This window comes from Kitasatospora sp. NPDC001660, assembly GCF_053596725.1.
The window spans coordinates 144,124-158,941 of sequence record NZ_JBSFGU010000014.1 but is presented as its reverse complement, the minus strand read 5'-3'; the positions used below and the strand labels follow the sequence as shown (position 1 = coordinate 158,941).

The 14,818-nt window shown below is 71.8% G+C and carries 15 protein-coding genes; 7 read left to right on the top strand and 8 right to left on the bottom strand.

Features of this window, described 5'->3' with window-relative positions; genetic code table 11:
• The first annotated feature begins 41 nt into the window (after positions 1 to 41).
• Positions 42 to 971, top strand: coding sequence for a GTPase Era (gene era, locus ACWCXH_RS18045; protein WP_449802391.1), 930 nt, complete (start codon positions 42 to 44; stop codon positions 969 to 971).
• Between the two features lie 37 nt (positions 972 to 1,008).
• Here the strand turns inward: era and ACWCXH_RS18040 are convergent, their stop codons facing one another.
• Both ACWCXH_RS18040 and ACWCXH_RS18035 read right to left on the bottom strand, forming a co-directional pair.
• Positions 1,009 to 1,275, bottom strand: a complete 267-nt coding sequence (locus ACWCXH_RS18040) for a protealysin inhibitor emfourin (RefSeq protein ID WP_218197854.1) — start codon at positions 1,273 to 1,275, stop codon at positions 1,009 to 1,011.
• A 172-nt stretch (positions 1,276 to 1,447) separates the two neighbouring features.
• Positions 1,448 to 2,470 (bottom strand): M4 family metallopeptidase, encoded by a 1,023-nt coding sequence (locus tag ACWCXH_RS18035; RefSeq protein ID WP_449802390.1) that lies wholly within the window; start codon positions 2,468 to 2,470, stop codon positions 1,448 to 1,450.
• A 350-nt stretch (positions 2,471 to 2,820) separates the two neighbouring features.
• On the opposite strand from ACWCXH_RS18035, the gene leuA reads away from it, so the two are divergent.
• The 4 genes from leuA (at position 2,821) to ACWCXH_RS18015 (ending at position 7,343) form a co-directional block, all read left to right on the top strand.
• Entirely contained in the window at positions 2,821 to 4,617 is a 1,797-nt protein-coding gene (gene leuA, locus ACWCXH_RS18030; RefSeq protein WP_449802389.1) for a 2-isopropylmalate synthase, read from the top strand.
• Between the two features lie 240 nt (positions 4,618 to 4,857).
• Entirely contained in the window at positions 4,858 to 5,550 is a 693-nt protein-coding gene (locus tag ACWCXH_RS18025) for a TerB family tellurite resistance protein (protein WP_449802388.1), read from the top strand.
• 205 nt (positions 5,551 to 5,755) lie between these two features.
• Positions 5,756 to 6,502 carry a DNA repair protein RecO gene (recO, locus tag ACWCXH_RS18020; protein WP_449802387.1) on the top strand — a complete coding sequence of 249 codons (747 nt, stop codon included), beginning with the start codon at positions 5,756 to 5,758 and terminating at the stop codon, positions 6,500 to 6,502.
• A 4-nt stretch (positions 6,503 to 6,506) separates the two neighbouring features.
• Positions 6,507 to 7,343 (top strand): isoprenyl transferase, encoded by an 837-nt coding sequence (locus ACWCXH_RS18015; protein WP_449802386.1) that lies wholly within the window; start codon positions 6,507 to 6,509, stop codon positions 7,341 to 7,343.
• Between the two features lie 69 nt (positions 7,344 to 7,412).
• Here ACWCXH_RS18015 and ACWCXH_RS18010 read toward each other — a convergent pair whose 3' ends face one another.
• The 4 genes from ACWCXH_RS18010 to ACWCXH_RS17995 are packed head-to-tail and all read right to left on the bottom strand — an operon-like array spanning position 7,413 to position 10,552.
• A complete protein-coding gene (locus ACWCXH_RS18010; protein ID WP_329487566.1) occupies positions 7,413 to 7,823 on the bottom strand; it encodes a Fur family transcriptional regulator in 411 nt (136 codons plus the stop codon).
• A gap of 35 nt (positions 7,824 to 7,858) precedes the next feature.
• Positions 7,859 to 8,788, bottom strand: a complete 930-nt coding sequence (locus ACWCXH_RS18005) for a metal ABC transporter permease (protein ID WP_449802385.1) — start codon at positions 8,786 to 8,788, stop codon at positions 7,859 to 7,861.
• Positions 8,785 to 9,549, bottom strand: coding sequence for a metal ABC transporter ATP-binding protein (locus ACWCXH_RS18000; protein ID WP_449802384.1), 765 nt, complete (start codon positions 9,547 to 9,549; stop codon positions 8,785 to 8,787). The genes ACWCXH_RS18005 and ACWCXH_RS18000 overlap by 4 nt, the downstream gene beginning before the upstream one ends.
• A gap of 10 nt (positions 9,550 to 9,559) precedes the next feature.
• Positions 9,560 to 10,552, bottom strand: a complete 993-nt coding sequence (locus ACWCXH_RS17995) for a metal ABC transporter substrate-binding protein (protein ID WP_449802383.1) — start codon at positions 10,550 to 10,552, stop codon at positions 9,560 to 9,562.
• A 212-nt stretch (positions 10,553 to 10,764) separates the two neighbouring features.
• Here ACWCXH_RS17995 and ACWCXH_RS17990 point away from each other — a divergent pair, with 212 nt between their 5' ends.
• The gene (locus tag ACWCXH_RS17990; RefSeq protein ID WP_449802382.1) at positions 10,765 to 12,147 is read left to right on the top strand and encodes a glycine--tRNA ligase; all 1,383 of its coding nucleotides are present in this window, start codon (positions 10,765 to 10,767) and stop codon (positions 12,145 to 12,147) included.
• 73 nt (positions 12,148 to 12,220) lie between these two features.
• Here ACWCXH_RS17990 and ACWCXH_RS17985 read toward each other — a convergent pair whose 3' ends face one another.
• Positions 12,221 to 13,276, bottom strand: coding sequence for a hypothetical protein (locus ACWCXH_RS17985; RefSeq protein ID WP_449802381.1), 1,056 nt, complete (start codon positions 13,274 to 13,276; stop codon positions 12,221 to 12,223).
• 215 nt (positions 13,277 to 13,491) lie between these two features.
• Entirely contained in the window at positions 13,492 to 14,070 is a 579-nt protein-coding gene (locus ACWCXH_RS17980) for an NADAR family protein (RefSeq protein ID WP_449802380.1), read from the bottom strand.
• A gap of 143 nt (positions 14,071 to 14,213) precedes the next feature.
• On the opposite strand from ACWCXH_RS17980, the gene ACWCXH_RS17975 reads away from it, so the two are divergent.
• Positions 14,214 to 14,723, top strand: coding sequence for a F0F1 ATP synthase subunit B family protein (locus ACWCXH_RS17975; RefSeq protein WP_449802379.1), 510 nt, complete (start codon positions 14,214 to 14,216; stop codon positions 14,721 to 14,723).
• The last annotated feature ends 95 nt before the right edge of the window (positions 14,724 to 14,818 follow it).

The window sequence follows — 14,818 nt, the reverse complement described above, 5'->3', positions numbered from 1 at the left end:
CCGGGTCGGCCCGCTCCCGGTGATCAGGGAGAATGGACCGCATGAATGCCCCTTCCTCCCCGTACCGATCCGGATTCGCGTGCTTCGTCGGCCGGCCCAACGCGGGCAAGTCGACCCTGACCAACGCCCTGGTGGGGACGAAGGTCGCGATCACCTCCGACCGCCCGCAGACCACCCGGCACACCGTGCGCGGCATCGTCCACCGCCCGGACGCCCAGCTCGTCCTGGTGGACACCCCCGGTCTGCACAAGCCCCGCACCCTGCTCGGCGAGCGCCTCAACGACCTGGTCCGCACCACCTGGGCCGAGGTCGACGTGATCGGCTTCTGCCTGCCCGCCGACCAGAAGCTCGGCCCCGGCGACCGGTTCATCGCCAAGGAGCTCGCCGAGATCAAGAAGACCCCCAAGGTCGCCATCGTCACCAAGACCGACCTGGTGGACTCCAAGCGGCTGGCCGAGCAGCTGATCGCCGTCCATCAGCTCGGCGTCGAGCTGGGCATCGAGTGGGCCGAGATCATCCCGGTCTCGGCGGTCGGTGACAAGCAGGTGGATCTCGTCGCCGACCTGATCACCAAGCTGCTGCCGGAGGGCATGCCGCTGTACCCGGACGGCGACCTCACCGACGAGCCCGAGCAGATCATGGTCGCCGAGCTGATCCGCGAGGCCGCCCTGGAGGGCGTCCGGGACGAGCTGCCGCACTCGCTGGCCGTCGTGGTCGAGGAGATGCTGCCGCGCGAGGGCCGCCCGGCGGACCGTCCGCTGCTGGACATCCACGCGAACGTCTACATCGAGCGGCAGAGCCAGAAGGCGATCGTGATCGGCGCCAAGGGCGCGCGGCTCAAGCACGTCGGCACGACGGCGCGCAAGCACATCGAGGCGCTGCTCGGCACGCCGGTCTTCCTCGACCTGCACGTCAAGGTGGCCAAGGACTGGCAGCGCGACCCGAAGCAGCTGCGCAAGCTGGGCTTCTGACGGACCCCAGGGCCGAGTGCCGCGCGAGGGCGGGTGGTTACGCGCCCTCGCGCAGCACCAGCGACACCAGCTCGCGCTGCGAGTCGGTGAGCTTCGGGTCGGCGCAGTGGACCGTCCGGCCGTCGACGGTGATCTCGTAGTGGAAGCCGTCCGGCACCCCGTACGACGGGGCGCGCAGCCCGCCCGCGACGGCCTCGCGGGCGAGCGCGTGGACGTGCGGGGCGTCCGTACGTTCGGTGGTGTCGAGCTCCGCGCGGCGGACGATTCCCGCGAGGCCGCCGGTCCGGGTCACCTGGATGCGCATGGTGTCCATGGTGCTACGTAGGGATGGGTTTTGCCGGGCTTTTCCCGGACCGTGACCTCAAGCCCGGCTCAACCGGGCCTCAACCGAGCCTCAGCCGGTGCCGGAAGCCCGGCCCCCGGGCCCCGGGCCCGGGTTGGCGTCAGCCGGGGCTTGCGCCCGATGGGAGCCGACCTCACCCGGGGCTCACCCCGACCCGCGCCCAGGAGGTCGTCACGGTGTCCGCGATCGATCCCTGGTCGGGGTAGCGGGCCTTGGCGGCGGCCACGGTGGCCCGGGCGAAGGCGGTGAAGTCGGCGTCGGGGGGCAGCCGCCGGCCGGTCAGCGCGTCGTACCAGATCCGCCCCGCGCACGCCCAGGCCGAGCCGCCGAGCGCGGTGGCCAGCAGGTAGAACGCGTGGTTGGGGATGCCGGAGTTGATGTGCACGCCGCCGTTGTCCTCGGAGGTCTGCACGTAGTCCCGCATGTGCGCGGGCTGCGGGTCCTTGCCGAGGCGCGGGTCGTCGTACGCCGTGCCGGGCGCCTTCATCGAGCGCAGCGCGACGCCCTGCACGCCGGGGGCGAGCAGCCCGGCGCCGATCAGCCAGTCGGCGTCGGCCGCGCCCTGGCGCAGCGCGTACTGCTTGACCAGTGAGCCGAAGACGTCGGAGACCGACTCGTTGAGCGCCCCGGGCTGGTCCTGGTACTCCAGGCCGGCCGTGAACTGGGTGACGCCGTGGGTGAGTTCGTGGCCGATGACGTCGACGCAGGCGGTGAAGTCGCCGAAGATCTCGCCGTCGCCGTCGCCGAAGACCATCCGCCGGCCGTTCCAGAACGCGTTGTCGTAGTCCTGGCCGTAGTGCACCGTCGCGTCCAGCCGCAGCCCCTGGTCGTCGATGGAGTGGCGGCCGAAGGCGTCGGCGTACAGCGCGAAGGTGGCGCCGAGGCCGTCGTAAGCGTGGTTGACGGACCGGTCGGCGACCGGGCCCTGGCCCTCGGTGCGGACGGTCCGGCCGGGCAGTCGCTCGCTGTGGCCGGTGTCGGCGATCACCCGGTTGACCCCGGTGGCGCTCGGGGCCGGCGGGGAAGCGGTGAGGCGGGTCGAGCGGTGGGCGGCGTCGAGGAGGAGGGAGCGGACGGCGGGCTCGTGACCGGCCTCGGCGAGGCGGTCCAGGATGTGCGGCGGGACGATGGCGCAGAACGGCGGCGCAGCAGTCATGTAGCCCAGAGTGAGGCTTCGATGACCAATTGTCACCGGCGCGGACGCAAGCGCGGGCGCCGGTGCTGCCGTCTCAAGGAGTGGGAAGGTTGCCCGGATCACTTCGGGGGCGCGCGACCCTCGGTTACGCTGGGCGTCATCATGCGCAACGGGCTGCTTCTTCTTAGCTGCCGCGTCGAGGGCCTGTAGTCCACTGGGGCCGGCTCCCTCGCCGCGGGGATCGAGCTGTGCGCGTCATCCGGCGGTCCAACGGCGGATCGTGAGCGGCAGCAGGCCGGCCAGTCGGTGTGTACCTCGTTTTCACGGGAACCGACCAGCCCCGCATCCACAGGAAGCCGAGAGTCACTTCCATGACCGAGCAGACCTCCGCCGCGTCCATCCCCGCCGGCCAGGCGTTCGTCGACCGCCCCACCCCGATCACCGCCGCGAGCGTGCGCCAGCGGCCGTCCGGCATGCGGTACGGGCGCTACCTGCCGTTCGGCACGGTCGACCTGCCCGACCGCACCTGGCCGAGCAAGGTGATCACCAAGGCGCCGCGCTGGCTCTCCACCGACCTGCGGGACGGCAACCAGGCGCTGATCGACCCGATGTCGCCGGCCCGCAAGCGCAAGATGTTCGACCTGCTGGTCGCGATGGGCTACAAGGAGATCGAGGTCGGATTCCCGTCCTCCGGGGCCACCGACCACGCCTTCGTGCGGTCGCTGATCGAGGAGGGGGCGATCCCCGAGGACGTCACCATCTCGGTGCTGACGCAGGCCCGCGAGGAGCTGATCGAGAAGACGGTGGAGTCGCTGGTCGGTGCCCCGCGCGCGACCGTCCACCTGTACAACGCGACGGCGCCGCTGTTCCGCCGGGTGGTGTTCCGCAACGACAGGGCGGCCACCAGGGCGATCGCCACCGAGGGCACCCGGCTGGTGATGGAGTACGCGGAGAAGCTGCTGGGCGAGGACACCGTCTTCGGCTACCAGTACTCGCCGGAGATCTTCGTCGACACCGAGCTGGACTTCGCGCTGGAGGTCTGCGAGGCGGTCATGGACGTCTGGCAGCCCGGCGAGGGCCGCGAGATCATCCTGAACCTGCCGGCCACCATCGAGCGGGCCACGCCGAACGTCCAGGCCGACCAGTTCGAGTGGATGTCGCGCAACCTGTCGCGCCGTGAGTTCGTCTGCCTGTCGGTGCACCCGCACAACGACCGCGGCACCGCCGTCGCCTCCGCCGAACTGGCCTACATGGCCGGTGCGGACCGCATCGAGGGCTGCCTGTTCGGCCAGGGCGAGCGGACCGGCAACGTCGACCTGGTGACCCTGGGCATGAACCTGTTCTCGCAGGGCATCGACCCCCAGATCGACTTCTCCGACATCGACGAGGTGCGCCGCACCGCCGAGTACTGCAACCAGATGGAGGTGCACCCGCGCCATCCGTACGCCGGCGACCTGGTCTACACCTCCTTCTCGGGCTCCCACCAGGACGCCATCAAGAAGGGCTTCGACGTCCTGGAGGCTGACGCGAAGGCGGCGGGCGTACCGGTGGAGGAGTACACCTGGGGCGTGCCGTACCTGCCGATCGACCCGAAGGACGTCGGCCGCACCTACGAGGCGGTCATCCGGGTCAACAGCCAGTCCGGCAAGGGCGGCGTGGCGTACGTCCTGAAGAACGACCACAAGCTGGACCTGCCGCGCCGCATGCAGATCGAGTTCTCCCGGATCATCCAGGCCAAGACCGACGCCGAGGGCGGCGAGGTCACCCCGGCCGAGATCTGGCGGGTCTTCGAGGACGAGTACCTGCCGACGGCGGACAACCCGTGGGGTCGGATCTCGCTGAGCGGTTCGCGGACCCTGACCACCGAGGACGGCCGGGACGCGCTGATCGCGGGCGCGCTGGTGGACGGCGTGCCGGTCACCCTGACCGGTGTGGGCAACGGCCCGGTCTCCGCGTTCGCCGACGCGCTGGGCCGGATCGACGTGGACGTGCGCGTCCTGGACTACTCCGAGCACGCGCTGAGCGAGGGCGGCGACGCCCAGGCCGCCGCGTACGTGGAGTGCGCGGTGGACGGCAAGGTGCTGTGGGGCGTGGGCGTCGACGGCAACACCGTGCTGGCGTCGCTGAAGGCGATGACCAGCGCCGTCAACCGGGCGCGGCGCGGGTAGTTCGTACGAGTGGTATGCGTCGGGGGCCGTCCTGCGGGGCGGCCCTCGCCGTTGCCCGCCCCGACTGTGTCCTGGGCCACATTTTTTCGCCCCGGAAGCCGTTCGAGGTACTGACACGTGCCTTCAACCATGGCAACATCGATCCACCGGAAAGCCGGGTCGGTGGGACGGCCTCGGTGTCCGGTCGCGTGACCTGCCCATAGTTGTGCAGGCCGCCTGCCATGTCTGGGGAGTGGCGCCGTGACCAGGTTGTGGGGTGTTCGCCCGAGGTGGCGCACTGACGTTCTCGGTGACTTCTTCTGTCCGGGCTGCGGCGGGGACCGCAACTACCGTCGGCAGCACGGCCGGCGGTGGCTGCGGCTGCTGGGCACCCCGGTGCTCCCGCTGGGGCCGGTGATCGGCAGCGTGCAGTGCACCAGCTGCGACGGCCGGTACGGGGTGGAGAGCCTCGAACAGCCCACCTGCGTCCGGCTCGGCGGGATGCTGCGGGACGCCCAGTACACGATCGCGCTGGCCCTGCTCGCGGCCGGCGGCACCGCTCACCGCGCGGCTCGCGAGGCCGCCTGCGCGGCGGTGCGCGAGGCCGGGTTCGAGGACTGCGGCGAGGCCCAGGTGCTGGCCGCGCTCGCCGCCCTGTCCGGGCTCGGCGGCGAACTCTACGACGCGCACGAACTGGGGACACCTCCCAGCCGGAGGCTGGGGGAGGTCGGCGGCCTCGCGGTGGAACTGCACGCGGTGCTCGAACCGCTCGCCCCCCACCTGGCCCACCAGGGCCGTGAGCGGCTGCTGCTCCAGGGCGCGGCGATCGCGCTCGCCGACGGGCGCTACCTGCCGCAGGAGCGGGAGGCACTGGCCGCGGTCGGGCGCTGCCTGGACCTGCCCCAGACCCGGGTCTCGGCGCTGCTGGAGGCGGCCACCAGGGCGCCGTACTAGACCGTGCCGCGACTCCGTCGAGTTCCCGGAGCCACCACCATCCCCCACAAACGGGCCCGTCTCGCCCTCAGCCCGGCGGCTGGGAGGTGCCCCCTCCGGGCCCGCCGTGACCCGCACCGCACAGGTCCTCCCCCACGGCCTGGGTGCGGGCACACGGCTTGGGCACGGGCACGCGGCCGCACCCGAGTGGGCGACAATGGTGGGCATGAGTTTGTTCCGGGACGACGGCGTGGTGCTGCGCGCGCAGAAGCTCGGCGAGGCCGACCGGATCATCACCCTGCTGACCCGCCAGCACGGCAAGGTGCGCGCGGTGGCGCGCGGGGTGCGCAAGACCAAGTCCAAGTTCGGCGCCCGCCTGGAGCCGTTCTCGCACGTGGACGTGCAGTTCTTCAGCCGGGGGAGCGAGCTGGTCGGCCGCGGGTTGCCGCTGTGCACCCAGGTCGAGACGATCGCGCCGTACGGCGGTCCGATCGTCACCGACTACGGCCGGTACACCGCCGGGACGGCGATGCTGGAGACGGCCGAGCGCTTCGCCGAGAACGAGGGCGAGCCTGCCGTCCAGCAGTACCTGCTGCTCGTGGGTGGTCTGCGCACCCTCGCGGCCGGGCTGCACGAGTCGCACCTGGTGCTGGACGCCTTCCTGCTCCGCTCGCTCGCGGTGAACGGGTACGGCGCGAGCTTCACCGACTGCGCCAAGTGCGGGCTGGAGGGGCCGAACCGTTTCTTCTCGCTCCCGGCGGGCGGCGTCCTCTGCGCGGACTGCCGAGTGCCCGGATGTGCCGTACCCTCCCCTGAGACACTGGTACTGCTCGGGGCGCTGCTGTCAGGGGACTGGCAGACGGCCGATTCCTGCGAGCCGCGGTACTGGCGGGAGGGCAGCGGCCTGGTCGCGGCCTATCTGCAGTGGCACCTGGAGCGGGGCATCCGCTCGATGAGATACGTGGAGAAGTGAGCACATGGCAGCGCGACGGCTCTTCGGCGGCGGCAAGCACAGGGAGTACCTCCCTCCGACCCCGCACCCCAGCGGCGCCCGGCCCCCGAAGATCCCCGGCGAGCTGGTGCCCAACCACGTCGCGATCGTGATGGACGGCAACGGCCGCTGGGCCAAGGAGCGCGGGCTGCCGCGCACCGAGGGCCACAAGGTCGGCGAGGCGGTCGTGCTGGACGTGCTCAGGGGTGCGATCGAGCTCGGCGTGAAGAACATCTCGCTGTACGCGTTCTCCACCGAGAACTGGAAGCGCTCGCCCGACGAGGTGAAGTTCCTGATGAACTTCAACCGGGACGTCATCCACCGCCGCCGGGACGAGATGGACGCGATGGGCGTGCGGGTGCGCTGGGCCGGCCGGATGCCCAAGCTGTGGAAGAGCGTCGTCCAGGAGCTCAAGGTCGCCGAGGAGCAGACCAAGGGCAACGACGCCGTCACGCTCTACATGTGCGTCAACTACGGTGGCCGGGCCGAACTGGCGGACGCGGCGCAGGCGATCGCGGCCGACGTGGCGGCCGGCAGGCTCGACCCGAAGAAGGTCAACGAGAAGACCATCGCCAAGTACCTCTACCACCCGGACATGCCGGACGTGGACCTGTTCCTGCGCCCCAGCGGCGAGCAGCGCACCTCCAACTTCCTGCTCTGGCAGTCCGCTTACGCCGAGTTCGTGTTCCAGGACGTGCTCTGGCCGGACTTCGACCGCCGCGACCTGTGGCGCGCCTGCGAGCAGTACGCGATGCGCGACCGCCGCTTCGGCGGGGCGATCCCGAACGAGGTGGCCGCGCCGGGGGTCCCCGCGCAGCGCTGAGGCGTCCCGGCTGACGGCGAAGGGCCCGTGGGATCGATCCCACGGGCCCTTCGCCGTCATGTCGTCACGTCAGGCCTTCTTGGCACACTCCGCGCAGGTGCCGAAGATCTCCAGGGTGTGCGCGATGTCGCTGAACCCGTGCTCCGCGGCGACGGAGTTGGCCCACCGCTCCACCGCCGGGCCCTCGACCTCGACGGTCGCGCCGCAGTGCCGGCAGACCAGGTGGTGGTGGTGCCCGCTGCTGCACCGCCGGTACACCGCCTCGCCGTCGGCGGTGCGCAGGACGTCGACCTCGCCCGCGTCGGCGAGGGACTGGAGGGTGCGGTACACCGTGGTCAGTCCGACGGAGTCTCCGCGGTGCTTGAGCATGTCGTGGAGCTCCTGCGCGCTGCGGAAGTCCTCGATCTCGTCCAGGGCCGCCGAGACGGCGGCACGCTGCCGGGTCGATCGGGCGCGCGGCGACGGGCCTGCGGTGGTCACCGTGGGTCCTCCTGGGGTGGTGGGCGTCTCGCACCTCATTGTGCCAGCCCCGCCCGCCGCTCCGGCGTGCCCGCGTCAGAGGTGTTCGAAGAACCCCGGTCGGGCAGTTGGACGTCGCACTCGCGCGGCCCGGGGTCGGCGCCCGCCCGGTGGCGCCGTCGGGCCAGCGGCGCGGCGATCACGCTGAACACCGCGAAGACCGCGATGGCGAGCAGCACGATGGCCGGGCCGGAGGGCACGTTGAGGTGGTACGAGCCGGTGACGCCGGCCAGCGAGACGACCACGCCGAGCGCGATCGAGGCCGCCTGGGTGGCGGCGAACGAGCGGGTGAGCTGCTGGGCGGCCACCACGGGAACCACCATCAGGGCGCTGACGAGCAGCAGGCCGACCACCCGCATGGCGACGGTGACGGTGACCGCGGCCATGACCGCGAGCAGCAGGTTGAGCGTGCGCACCGGCAGGCCGGTGACGCGGGCGAAGTCCTCGTCCTGGCAGATCGCGAAGAGCTGGCGGCGCAGGCCGACGGTGACGGCGATGACCACCGCGCCGAGCACCGCGATGGCGGTGAGGTCCGCGGGGGCGACGGTGAGGATCGAGCCCCACAGGTAGCTCTCCAGCGAGCCGGCCCCGGCCTGGGCGGAGAGCGAGACGAGCAGCTTGCCGCAGGCCATGCCGCCGTAGAAGAGCATCGCGAGGGCGATGTCGCCGCGCTGGTTGCCGCGCGAGCGGACGAGCTCCATGGTGACGGCGCCGAGCACGCAGACCAGGACGGCCATCCAGACCGGGCTGGTCTGGAAGATGAAGCCGAGGCCGACGCCGGTCATCGCGACGTGGCCCATGCCGTCGCCCATCAGGGCCTGGCGGCGCTGTACCAGGTAGATGCCGACGGCGGGGGCGGTGATCCCGACCAGGACGGCGGCGAGCAGGGCGCGCTGCATGAAGTCGTAGGAGAGCATCTCGGTCATGCCAGCAGCCTCGGCGGGGTGTGGTCGGCGTGCGGGTGGACGTGGTCGTGGCCGGGCAGCGCGTGCAGGCCGGTGCCCGGGACGGGCGGGCCGTCGTGCGCGACGCAGCCGTCGCGCAGCACCACGGCGCGGTCGATCAGCGGCTCCAGCGGCCCGAGTTCGTGCAGCACGAGGAGCACGGACGCGCCGCGGTGGACCTCGGCGCGGAGGGTGTCGGCGAGCACCTGCTGGCTGGCGGCGTCGACGCCGGCCATCGGCTCGTCCATGATCAGCAGGTCGGGGGTGCCGACCAGGGCGCGGGCGATGAGCACGCGCTGCTGCTGGCCGCCGGACAGGTCGGCGACGCCGTCCTTGGCCCGGTCGAGCATGCCGACGGCGGCGAGCGTGCGGTCCACCGCCTGCCGGTCCCTGCGGCGCAGCGGCAGCAGGCGGTGCTGCGGGAGCCGTCCGGTGGAGACGACCTCGCGCACCGTCGCCGGGACGCCGGAGGCGGCGGTGGTGCGCTGCGGGACGTACCCGATCCGGTGCCAGGCGCGGAACTTGGCGAACGGGATGCCGAACAGCTCCAGCGCGCCCTGCTCCAGGGGCACGGAGCCGATCACGGTCTTGACGGTGGTCGACTTGCCGGAGCCGTTCGCGCCGAGCAGGGCGACGACCTCGCCGGGCTCGACCGTGAGGTCGATCCCGCGCAGCACCGGCCGGCCGCCGCGCGAGGCGACGGCGCCGCTGAGGCGGACGGCCGGGGGTATCGGGTGGTTCATCGGGCTCCCGTCAGCTGGCGGTGGGCACGGGGGTCGGGGTGGCGGCGGCCGGGGCGCCCAGGGCGGCCTGGAGGTTGGCCAGGTTCTGCCGCATGACGCTCAGGTAGTCGTCCTTGGAAGGGTCCTTGACGCCCTCCAGCGGGTCCAGGACGGCGGTCCTGAGGCCGAGGTCCTTGGCGACGGTGTCGGCGAGCTTGGGGCTGACCAGGGTCTCGAAGAAGATCGTGGTGACGCCGTTGTCCCTGGCGGCCTTCTGCACCTCGGCGAGGCGGGCCGGGGTGGGCTCGGACTCCGGGTCGACGCCGTTGATGGCGACCTGGGTGAGGCCGTAGTGGTCGGCGAGGTAGCCGAAGGCGGCGTGGCTGGTGACGAAGGTCTTGGTCTTCGCGCCCTGCAGCCCGGTCTGGAACTCCTTGTCCAGGGCGCCGAGGCGGTTCACGAGGTCGTCGGTGTTCTTCCGGTAGTCGTCCGCGTGGGCCGGGTCGGCCTTGGCGAACGAGTCGCCGACGCTCTTGGCGATCGCCGCGTAGCGGGCCGGGTCGAGCCAGATGTGCGGGTCGCCGGCCGGGCCGTCGTGCTGGTGGCCGTCGCCCGCGGAGGCGTCCTCGTCGAGGTGGTGGTCGACCAGCGGGCTGGCTGCGGTGGCGTCGATCCTGGCCTTGGCGGAGGACTGGCCGACGGCCTGGTCGACGGTGGGCTGCAGGCCCTTGAGGTAGAGGATCGCGTCGGCCTTCTGGACGCTCGCGACCTGCTTGGCGGTGAGCTCCAGGTCGTGCGGCTCGACGCCGGGGGCGGTGAGGTCGGTGACCGCGACGTGCTCCTTGCCGATCTGCTGGGCGAGGAACTCCATCGGGTAGAAGGACGCGACGACGTTCAGCTTGCCGGCCGCGTCCTTGGCGCTGCTGCTGCCGCCGCACGCGGTGAGCGTGAGCGAGGCGGCGATCGCGGTGGCGGCCAGGGCTATGGAGGTGCGAGTGCGTCGTCCGAGCGGTCCGATCATCATGACAATCATTCTCATCTTTAGTGGAAACGATTGTCAAACCACCCGGCCGGGTGAACGGCGGGTGGCGGGCTCGGGTGGCGCGATGGGGATCAGTGGGGTCGGCCCGACGGGACCGATGTGAACCCCGTACCCATGGGGCCGGTAACCTGAGGTATTCGGGTACGAGCAACCAGCCGTGCCCTGACCGTGCCGTACGTACTGAAGAGAGCACTGTGGCCGCCGACAAGATCGACACGATCGTCAGCCTGAGCAAGCGCCGTGGCTTCGTCTACCCCTGCAGCGAGATCTACGGCGGCACGCGTGCCGCCTGGGATTACGGACCGCTGGGTGTGGAGCTCAAGGAGAACATCAAGCGCCAGTGGTGGCGCGCGATGGTCCAGGCCCGTGAGGACGTCGTCGGACTCGACTCGTCGGTGATCCTCGCCCGCGAGGTGTGGGAGGCCTCCGGCCACGTCGCCACCTTCAACGACCCGCTGACCGAGTGCCTCTCCTGCCACAAGCGCCACCGGGCCGACCACCTGGAGGAGAAGTACGAGGCCAAGCACGGCTTCCCGCCGCCGAACGGCCTCAAGGACGTCAACTGCCCCGACTGCGGCACCAAGGGCCAGTTCACCGAGCCCAAGGACTTCTCGGGCATGCTGAAGACCCACCTCGGTGTCACCGAGGAGGCCGGCGGCCTGGCGTACCTGCGCCCCGAGACCGCCCAGGGCATCTTCACCAACTTCAAGGCCGTCCAGACCACCTCGCGCAAGAAGCCGCCGTTCGGCATCGCCCAGGTCGGCAAGAGCTTCCGCAACGAGATCACCCCCGGCAACTTCATCTTCCGCACCCGCGAGTTCGAGCAGATGGAGATGGAGTTCTTCGTCAAGCCGGGCGAGGACGACCAGTGGCACGAGTACTGGCTCCAGCAGCGCTGGGACTGGTACGTCGGCCTCGGCCTGCGCACCGAGAACATGCGTCTCTTCGAGCACCCGAAGGAGAAGCTGTCCCACTACGCCAAGCGCACGGTGGACATCGAGTACCGCTTCAACTTCGGCGGCAGCGAGTTCTCCGAGCTGGAGGGCATCGCCAACCGCACCGACTACGACCTGACGGTGCACAGCAACGCCTCCGGCCAGGACCTCAAGTACTTCGACCAGGAGTCCGGCGAGCGCTACTTCCCGTACGTCATCGAGCCGGCGGCCGGCCTCAACCGTGCCATGCTGGCCTTCCTGATCGACGCCTACTTCGAGGACGAGGCGCCGAACGCCAAGGGCGTCATGGAGAAGCGCGTCGGCATGCGGCTCGACCCGCGCCTGGCCCCGGTCAAGGTCGCCGTCCTGCCGCTGTCGCGCAACGCCGAGCTGTCCCCGAAGGCCCGCGGCCTCGCCGCCGACCTGCGCACCGCGTGGAACGTCGAGTTCGACGACGCCGGCGCCATCGGCAAGCGCTACCGCCGCCAGGACGAGATCGGCACGCCGTTCTGCGTCACCGTCGACTTCGACACTCTCGAGGACAACGCGGTGACCGTGCGCGAGCGCGACACCATGGCGCAGGAGCGCGTCTCGCTCGACCAGGTCAAGTCGTACCTGGCGGCGCGGCTGATCGGCTGCTGAGGCCGCTCGTCGTTTCGGGGAGCCCTCGTTCGCCCTTCGGGGCGGGCGGGGGCTCCCTCGTCTTCCGGCGTCGTCAGCGTCGTCCCCAGCGGGGGCGGGTGGGCGCGGCGGGTTCGGTCGGCAGGCCGGCCGCGCGGAGGGCGGCCAGGGTCGCGCGATGCCTGGCCGCGTCGCTGTGCAGGGCGGCGAGGAGCAGGTCGTACAGCCCGCGGTGGTGGTCCAAGGAGGCCGCCAGCCGGACGAGTTCGACGGGCGGGCGGAGGGCCGCGAGCTCGTGCAGCAGCACGGCGGGCAGGGGCGTCGGGAGGTCCGTCGCGAGGGCCGCGAGGTCGGCCGTCGGGCGGCCGGCGGCCTGGCGCAGCAGCGTCCGCACGTCGGTGTGGCGGCCCGCCTGCTGGAGGCCGTCGGCGAGGGCGGTCAGCTCGGGGGTGGGGGCCGAGCCCCATTCCCAGAGAAGCGTTGCCCCGTCGGCGAGTTGGCCGGCGCGCTCCAGGGCGGCGAGGAGGGCGGGGAGGGCGGTGGCCGGGTAGCTCCAGAAGGCGTGGAACAGTTCCGCGGCCTCGTCGGCGAGCCCCGCCTCGCGCAGTTCGGCGAGCACGGCGACGGCGTGCTCGGGGGCCGTGTGCGCTGCGCTGCGGGCCAGTTGCCGGGACGCACCGCCCGGGCCTCTTCGCGCCAGGATGCCGGCCAGCTGCGCGGTGTCGTCCGGGGTGAGCCGGGCGGCGGCCTGCGCCAGCAGATCGGCCGCCTCGGCGAGGGCGCCGCTGCGGTGGAGCGCGGTCACCCGTCCCGCGAGCGCCCCGGTGTCGGGGCGCAGCGGCGGGGGTTCGTGGGTGGCGAACCGCGGTGCCTCCGGCGGCCGTTGGCGCATGTCGTGCTCCAACTCCTGCAGCTGTTCGCTCAGTTGTATGCATCTGGCGCCGAGCCCCTCGCGCAGCGTCCGCGCCTGGGCCAGCTGCCGCAGGAGGTCCCCGTCCGGCCGCTGCCGGTTCGGCGAGGCCTGTATCGCCTCGGTGAGCCGCCGCTCGCGCTGTCCGGCGTACCGGCTCGCGCGGAGTAACTCGTCCAGCTCCGCACGAAGTTCGTGAGCCTGCTGCTCGCTCGCTCGCGCGCTCGACCGCATGCGCATGATCGCCCCACCCTGTCCATCTCGACCCTGACTGCGGGACATCCTGGTGTCGGAATGTGGCGGGGTGGTTAAGGGCGCACGTCCAGTCGTGCCCGACTGGTGTCAAGGAGCGCGCAGACGGCGGTCGCGGCGAGAAGTGCGCCGGTCGCGCTCCGGAGGCGGTCCGCCGATGGAGCCCGCCGGCGCGACTGCCGTCGGGGCGGGTGTCGGGAGCCTCATGCGGCGAGGCGGGCGCGGGCTTCCATGAGGGCGAAGCCGAGGAGATTGTCCCCGCGCCACCGGTGCGGGTCCTCCGCCCGCTCGTCGTCGGCGGCGAGGCCGATGCCCCAGACGCGGTCGACCGGGCTGGCCTCGACGAGGACACGGTTCGCCGTGCCGAGCAGGTACGTGCGCAGGGCCGGGTCCTGCCCGAACTTCGCGACGTTGCCCGCCACGACGAGCTCGAAGCGCCCGGCGGTCCAGGCGGCCTCGTCGAAGCCGGAGACCAGCCGCCCCAGCTTCTTGGCCTCGGCGGGCGTACGGGCCGTCAGCACCCGCTGCTCGATCGCGGCGTCCCCGAACATGCGGGCCTTGCCGGCCATCATCCAGTGCTCGGCGCTCGCGTAGTCGACACCGTCCACGGTGAACCGGCACGGCCACCACTGGCTCAGCGCGCCCTGCCCGGTCGTCCCGTCCTTCCGTGCCCGATGCCCCCAGAACATCAGCCACTTCGGCCGGGCGCCGGCGTCGACGAGCGCCGCCAGTTCCTCCCGGGTCCGGGCGTCGACAGGGTCCCCCACGTGCTCGTTGCTCATATCGTCAGTCTGACATGAAGTCCGGGTGGTGATGCAACGGCATTTTCGACCGAGCCCGGAACGGCGAGGCGGGAGGGAGCTGACGGGAGATCACCACGGGGGCGCCGCTCCGGCTGTGGAAAGCTCCACTACCATGCCCTCGCATGGGACCTTTGCAGCCAGACCCTGCTGAACTCGTCGTCGGCCTCATCTGTTTCTTCCTGATATTCGGCGTTCTCGGTGCGGTGCTGCTGCCGCGCATCGAGAAGAACCTCGCCGTCCGTGCGGACGCCATCGAGGGCGGCGCCGAGCGTGCGGAGGCGGCTCGCGCCGAGGCGCAGGCCGTCTACGAGCAGCTCCAGGCCGAGCTCGGCGCCGCCCGGCACGAGGCCGCGCAGATCCGGCAGGACGCCGCCGAGGAGGGCGCCGCCCTGATCGCGGCCGTGCGCGCCGAGGGGCAGGCGCAGCGGGACAGCCTGGTCGCGGCGGCCAAGGTGCAGCTTGAGGCCGACCGGGTCGTCGCCGAGGCGGAGCTGAAGGAGGACGTCATCGCCGTCGCCGTCGAGCTCGCCGGCCGCGTGGTGGGTGAGCCGCTGGGTGACCTGCCGCGGACGCGGGCGATCGCCGACGCGTTCTTCGCCGGACTGGACGCCGAGCCGGCCGCCACGGCCTGAGCCCGACCACTCGACTTCCCGAGGGCCCGGATCCCCGCGATCCGGGCCCTCGGCCGTTTCCGCCCCTCCGGCCGGGGGGACGACGGAGGCCCCGC

Excerpts from the sequence above, each read along its gene's own strand:
- era (WP_449802391.1), top strand. The coding sequence starts at position 42 with ATGAATGCCCCTTCCTCCCCGTACCGATCCGGATTCGCGTGCTTCGTC.
- ACWCXH_RS18040 (WP_218197854.1), bottom strand. The coding sequence starts at position 1,275 with ATGCGCATCCAGGTGACCCGGACCGGCGGCCTCGCGGGAATCGTCCGC.
- ACWCXH_RS18035 (WP_449802390.1), bottom strand. The coding sequence starts at position 2,470 with ATGACTGCTGCGCCGCCGTTCTGCGCCATCGTCCCGCCGCACATCCTG.
- leuA (WP_449802389.1), top strand. The coding sequence starts at position 2,821 with ATGACCGAGCAGACCTCCGCCGCGTCCATCCCCGCCGGCCAGGCGTTC.
- recO (WP_449802387.1), top strand. The coding sequence starts at position 5,756 with ATGAGTTTGTTCCGGGACGACGGCGTGGTGCTGCGCGCGCAGAAGCTC.
- ACWCXH_RS18015 (WP_449802386.1), top strand. The coding sequence starts at position 6,507 with ATGGCAGCGCGACGGCTCTTCGGCGGCGGCAAGCACAGGGAGTACCTC.
- ACWCXH_RS18005 (WP_449802385.1), bottom strand. The coding sequence starts at position 8,788 with ATGACCGAGATGCTCTCCTACGACTTCATGCAGCGCGCCCTGCTCGCC.
- ACWCXH_RS18000 (WP_449802384.1), bottom strand. The coding sequence starts at position 9,549 with ATGAACCACCCGATACCCCCGGCCGTCCGCCTCAGCGGCGCCGTCGCC.
- ACWCXH_RS17995 (WP_449802383.1), bottom strand. The coding sequence starts at position 10,552 with ATGATGATCGGACCGCTCGGACGACGCACTCGCACCTCCATAGCCCTG.
- ACWCXH_RS17985 (WP_449802381.1), bottom strand. The coding sequence starts at position 13,276 with ATGCGCATGCGGTCGAGCGCGCGAGCGAGCGAGCAGCAGGCTCACGAA.
- ACWCXH_RS17980 (WP_449802380.1), bottom strand. The coding sequence starts at position 14,070 with ATGAGCAACGAGCACGTGGGGGACCCTGTCGACGCCCGGACCCGGGAG.
- ACWCXH_RS17975 (WP_449802379.1), top strand. The coding sequence starts at position 14,214 with ATGGGACCTTTGCAGCCAGACCCTGCTGAACTCGTCGTCGGCCTCATC.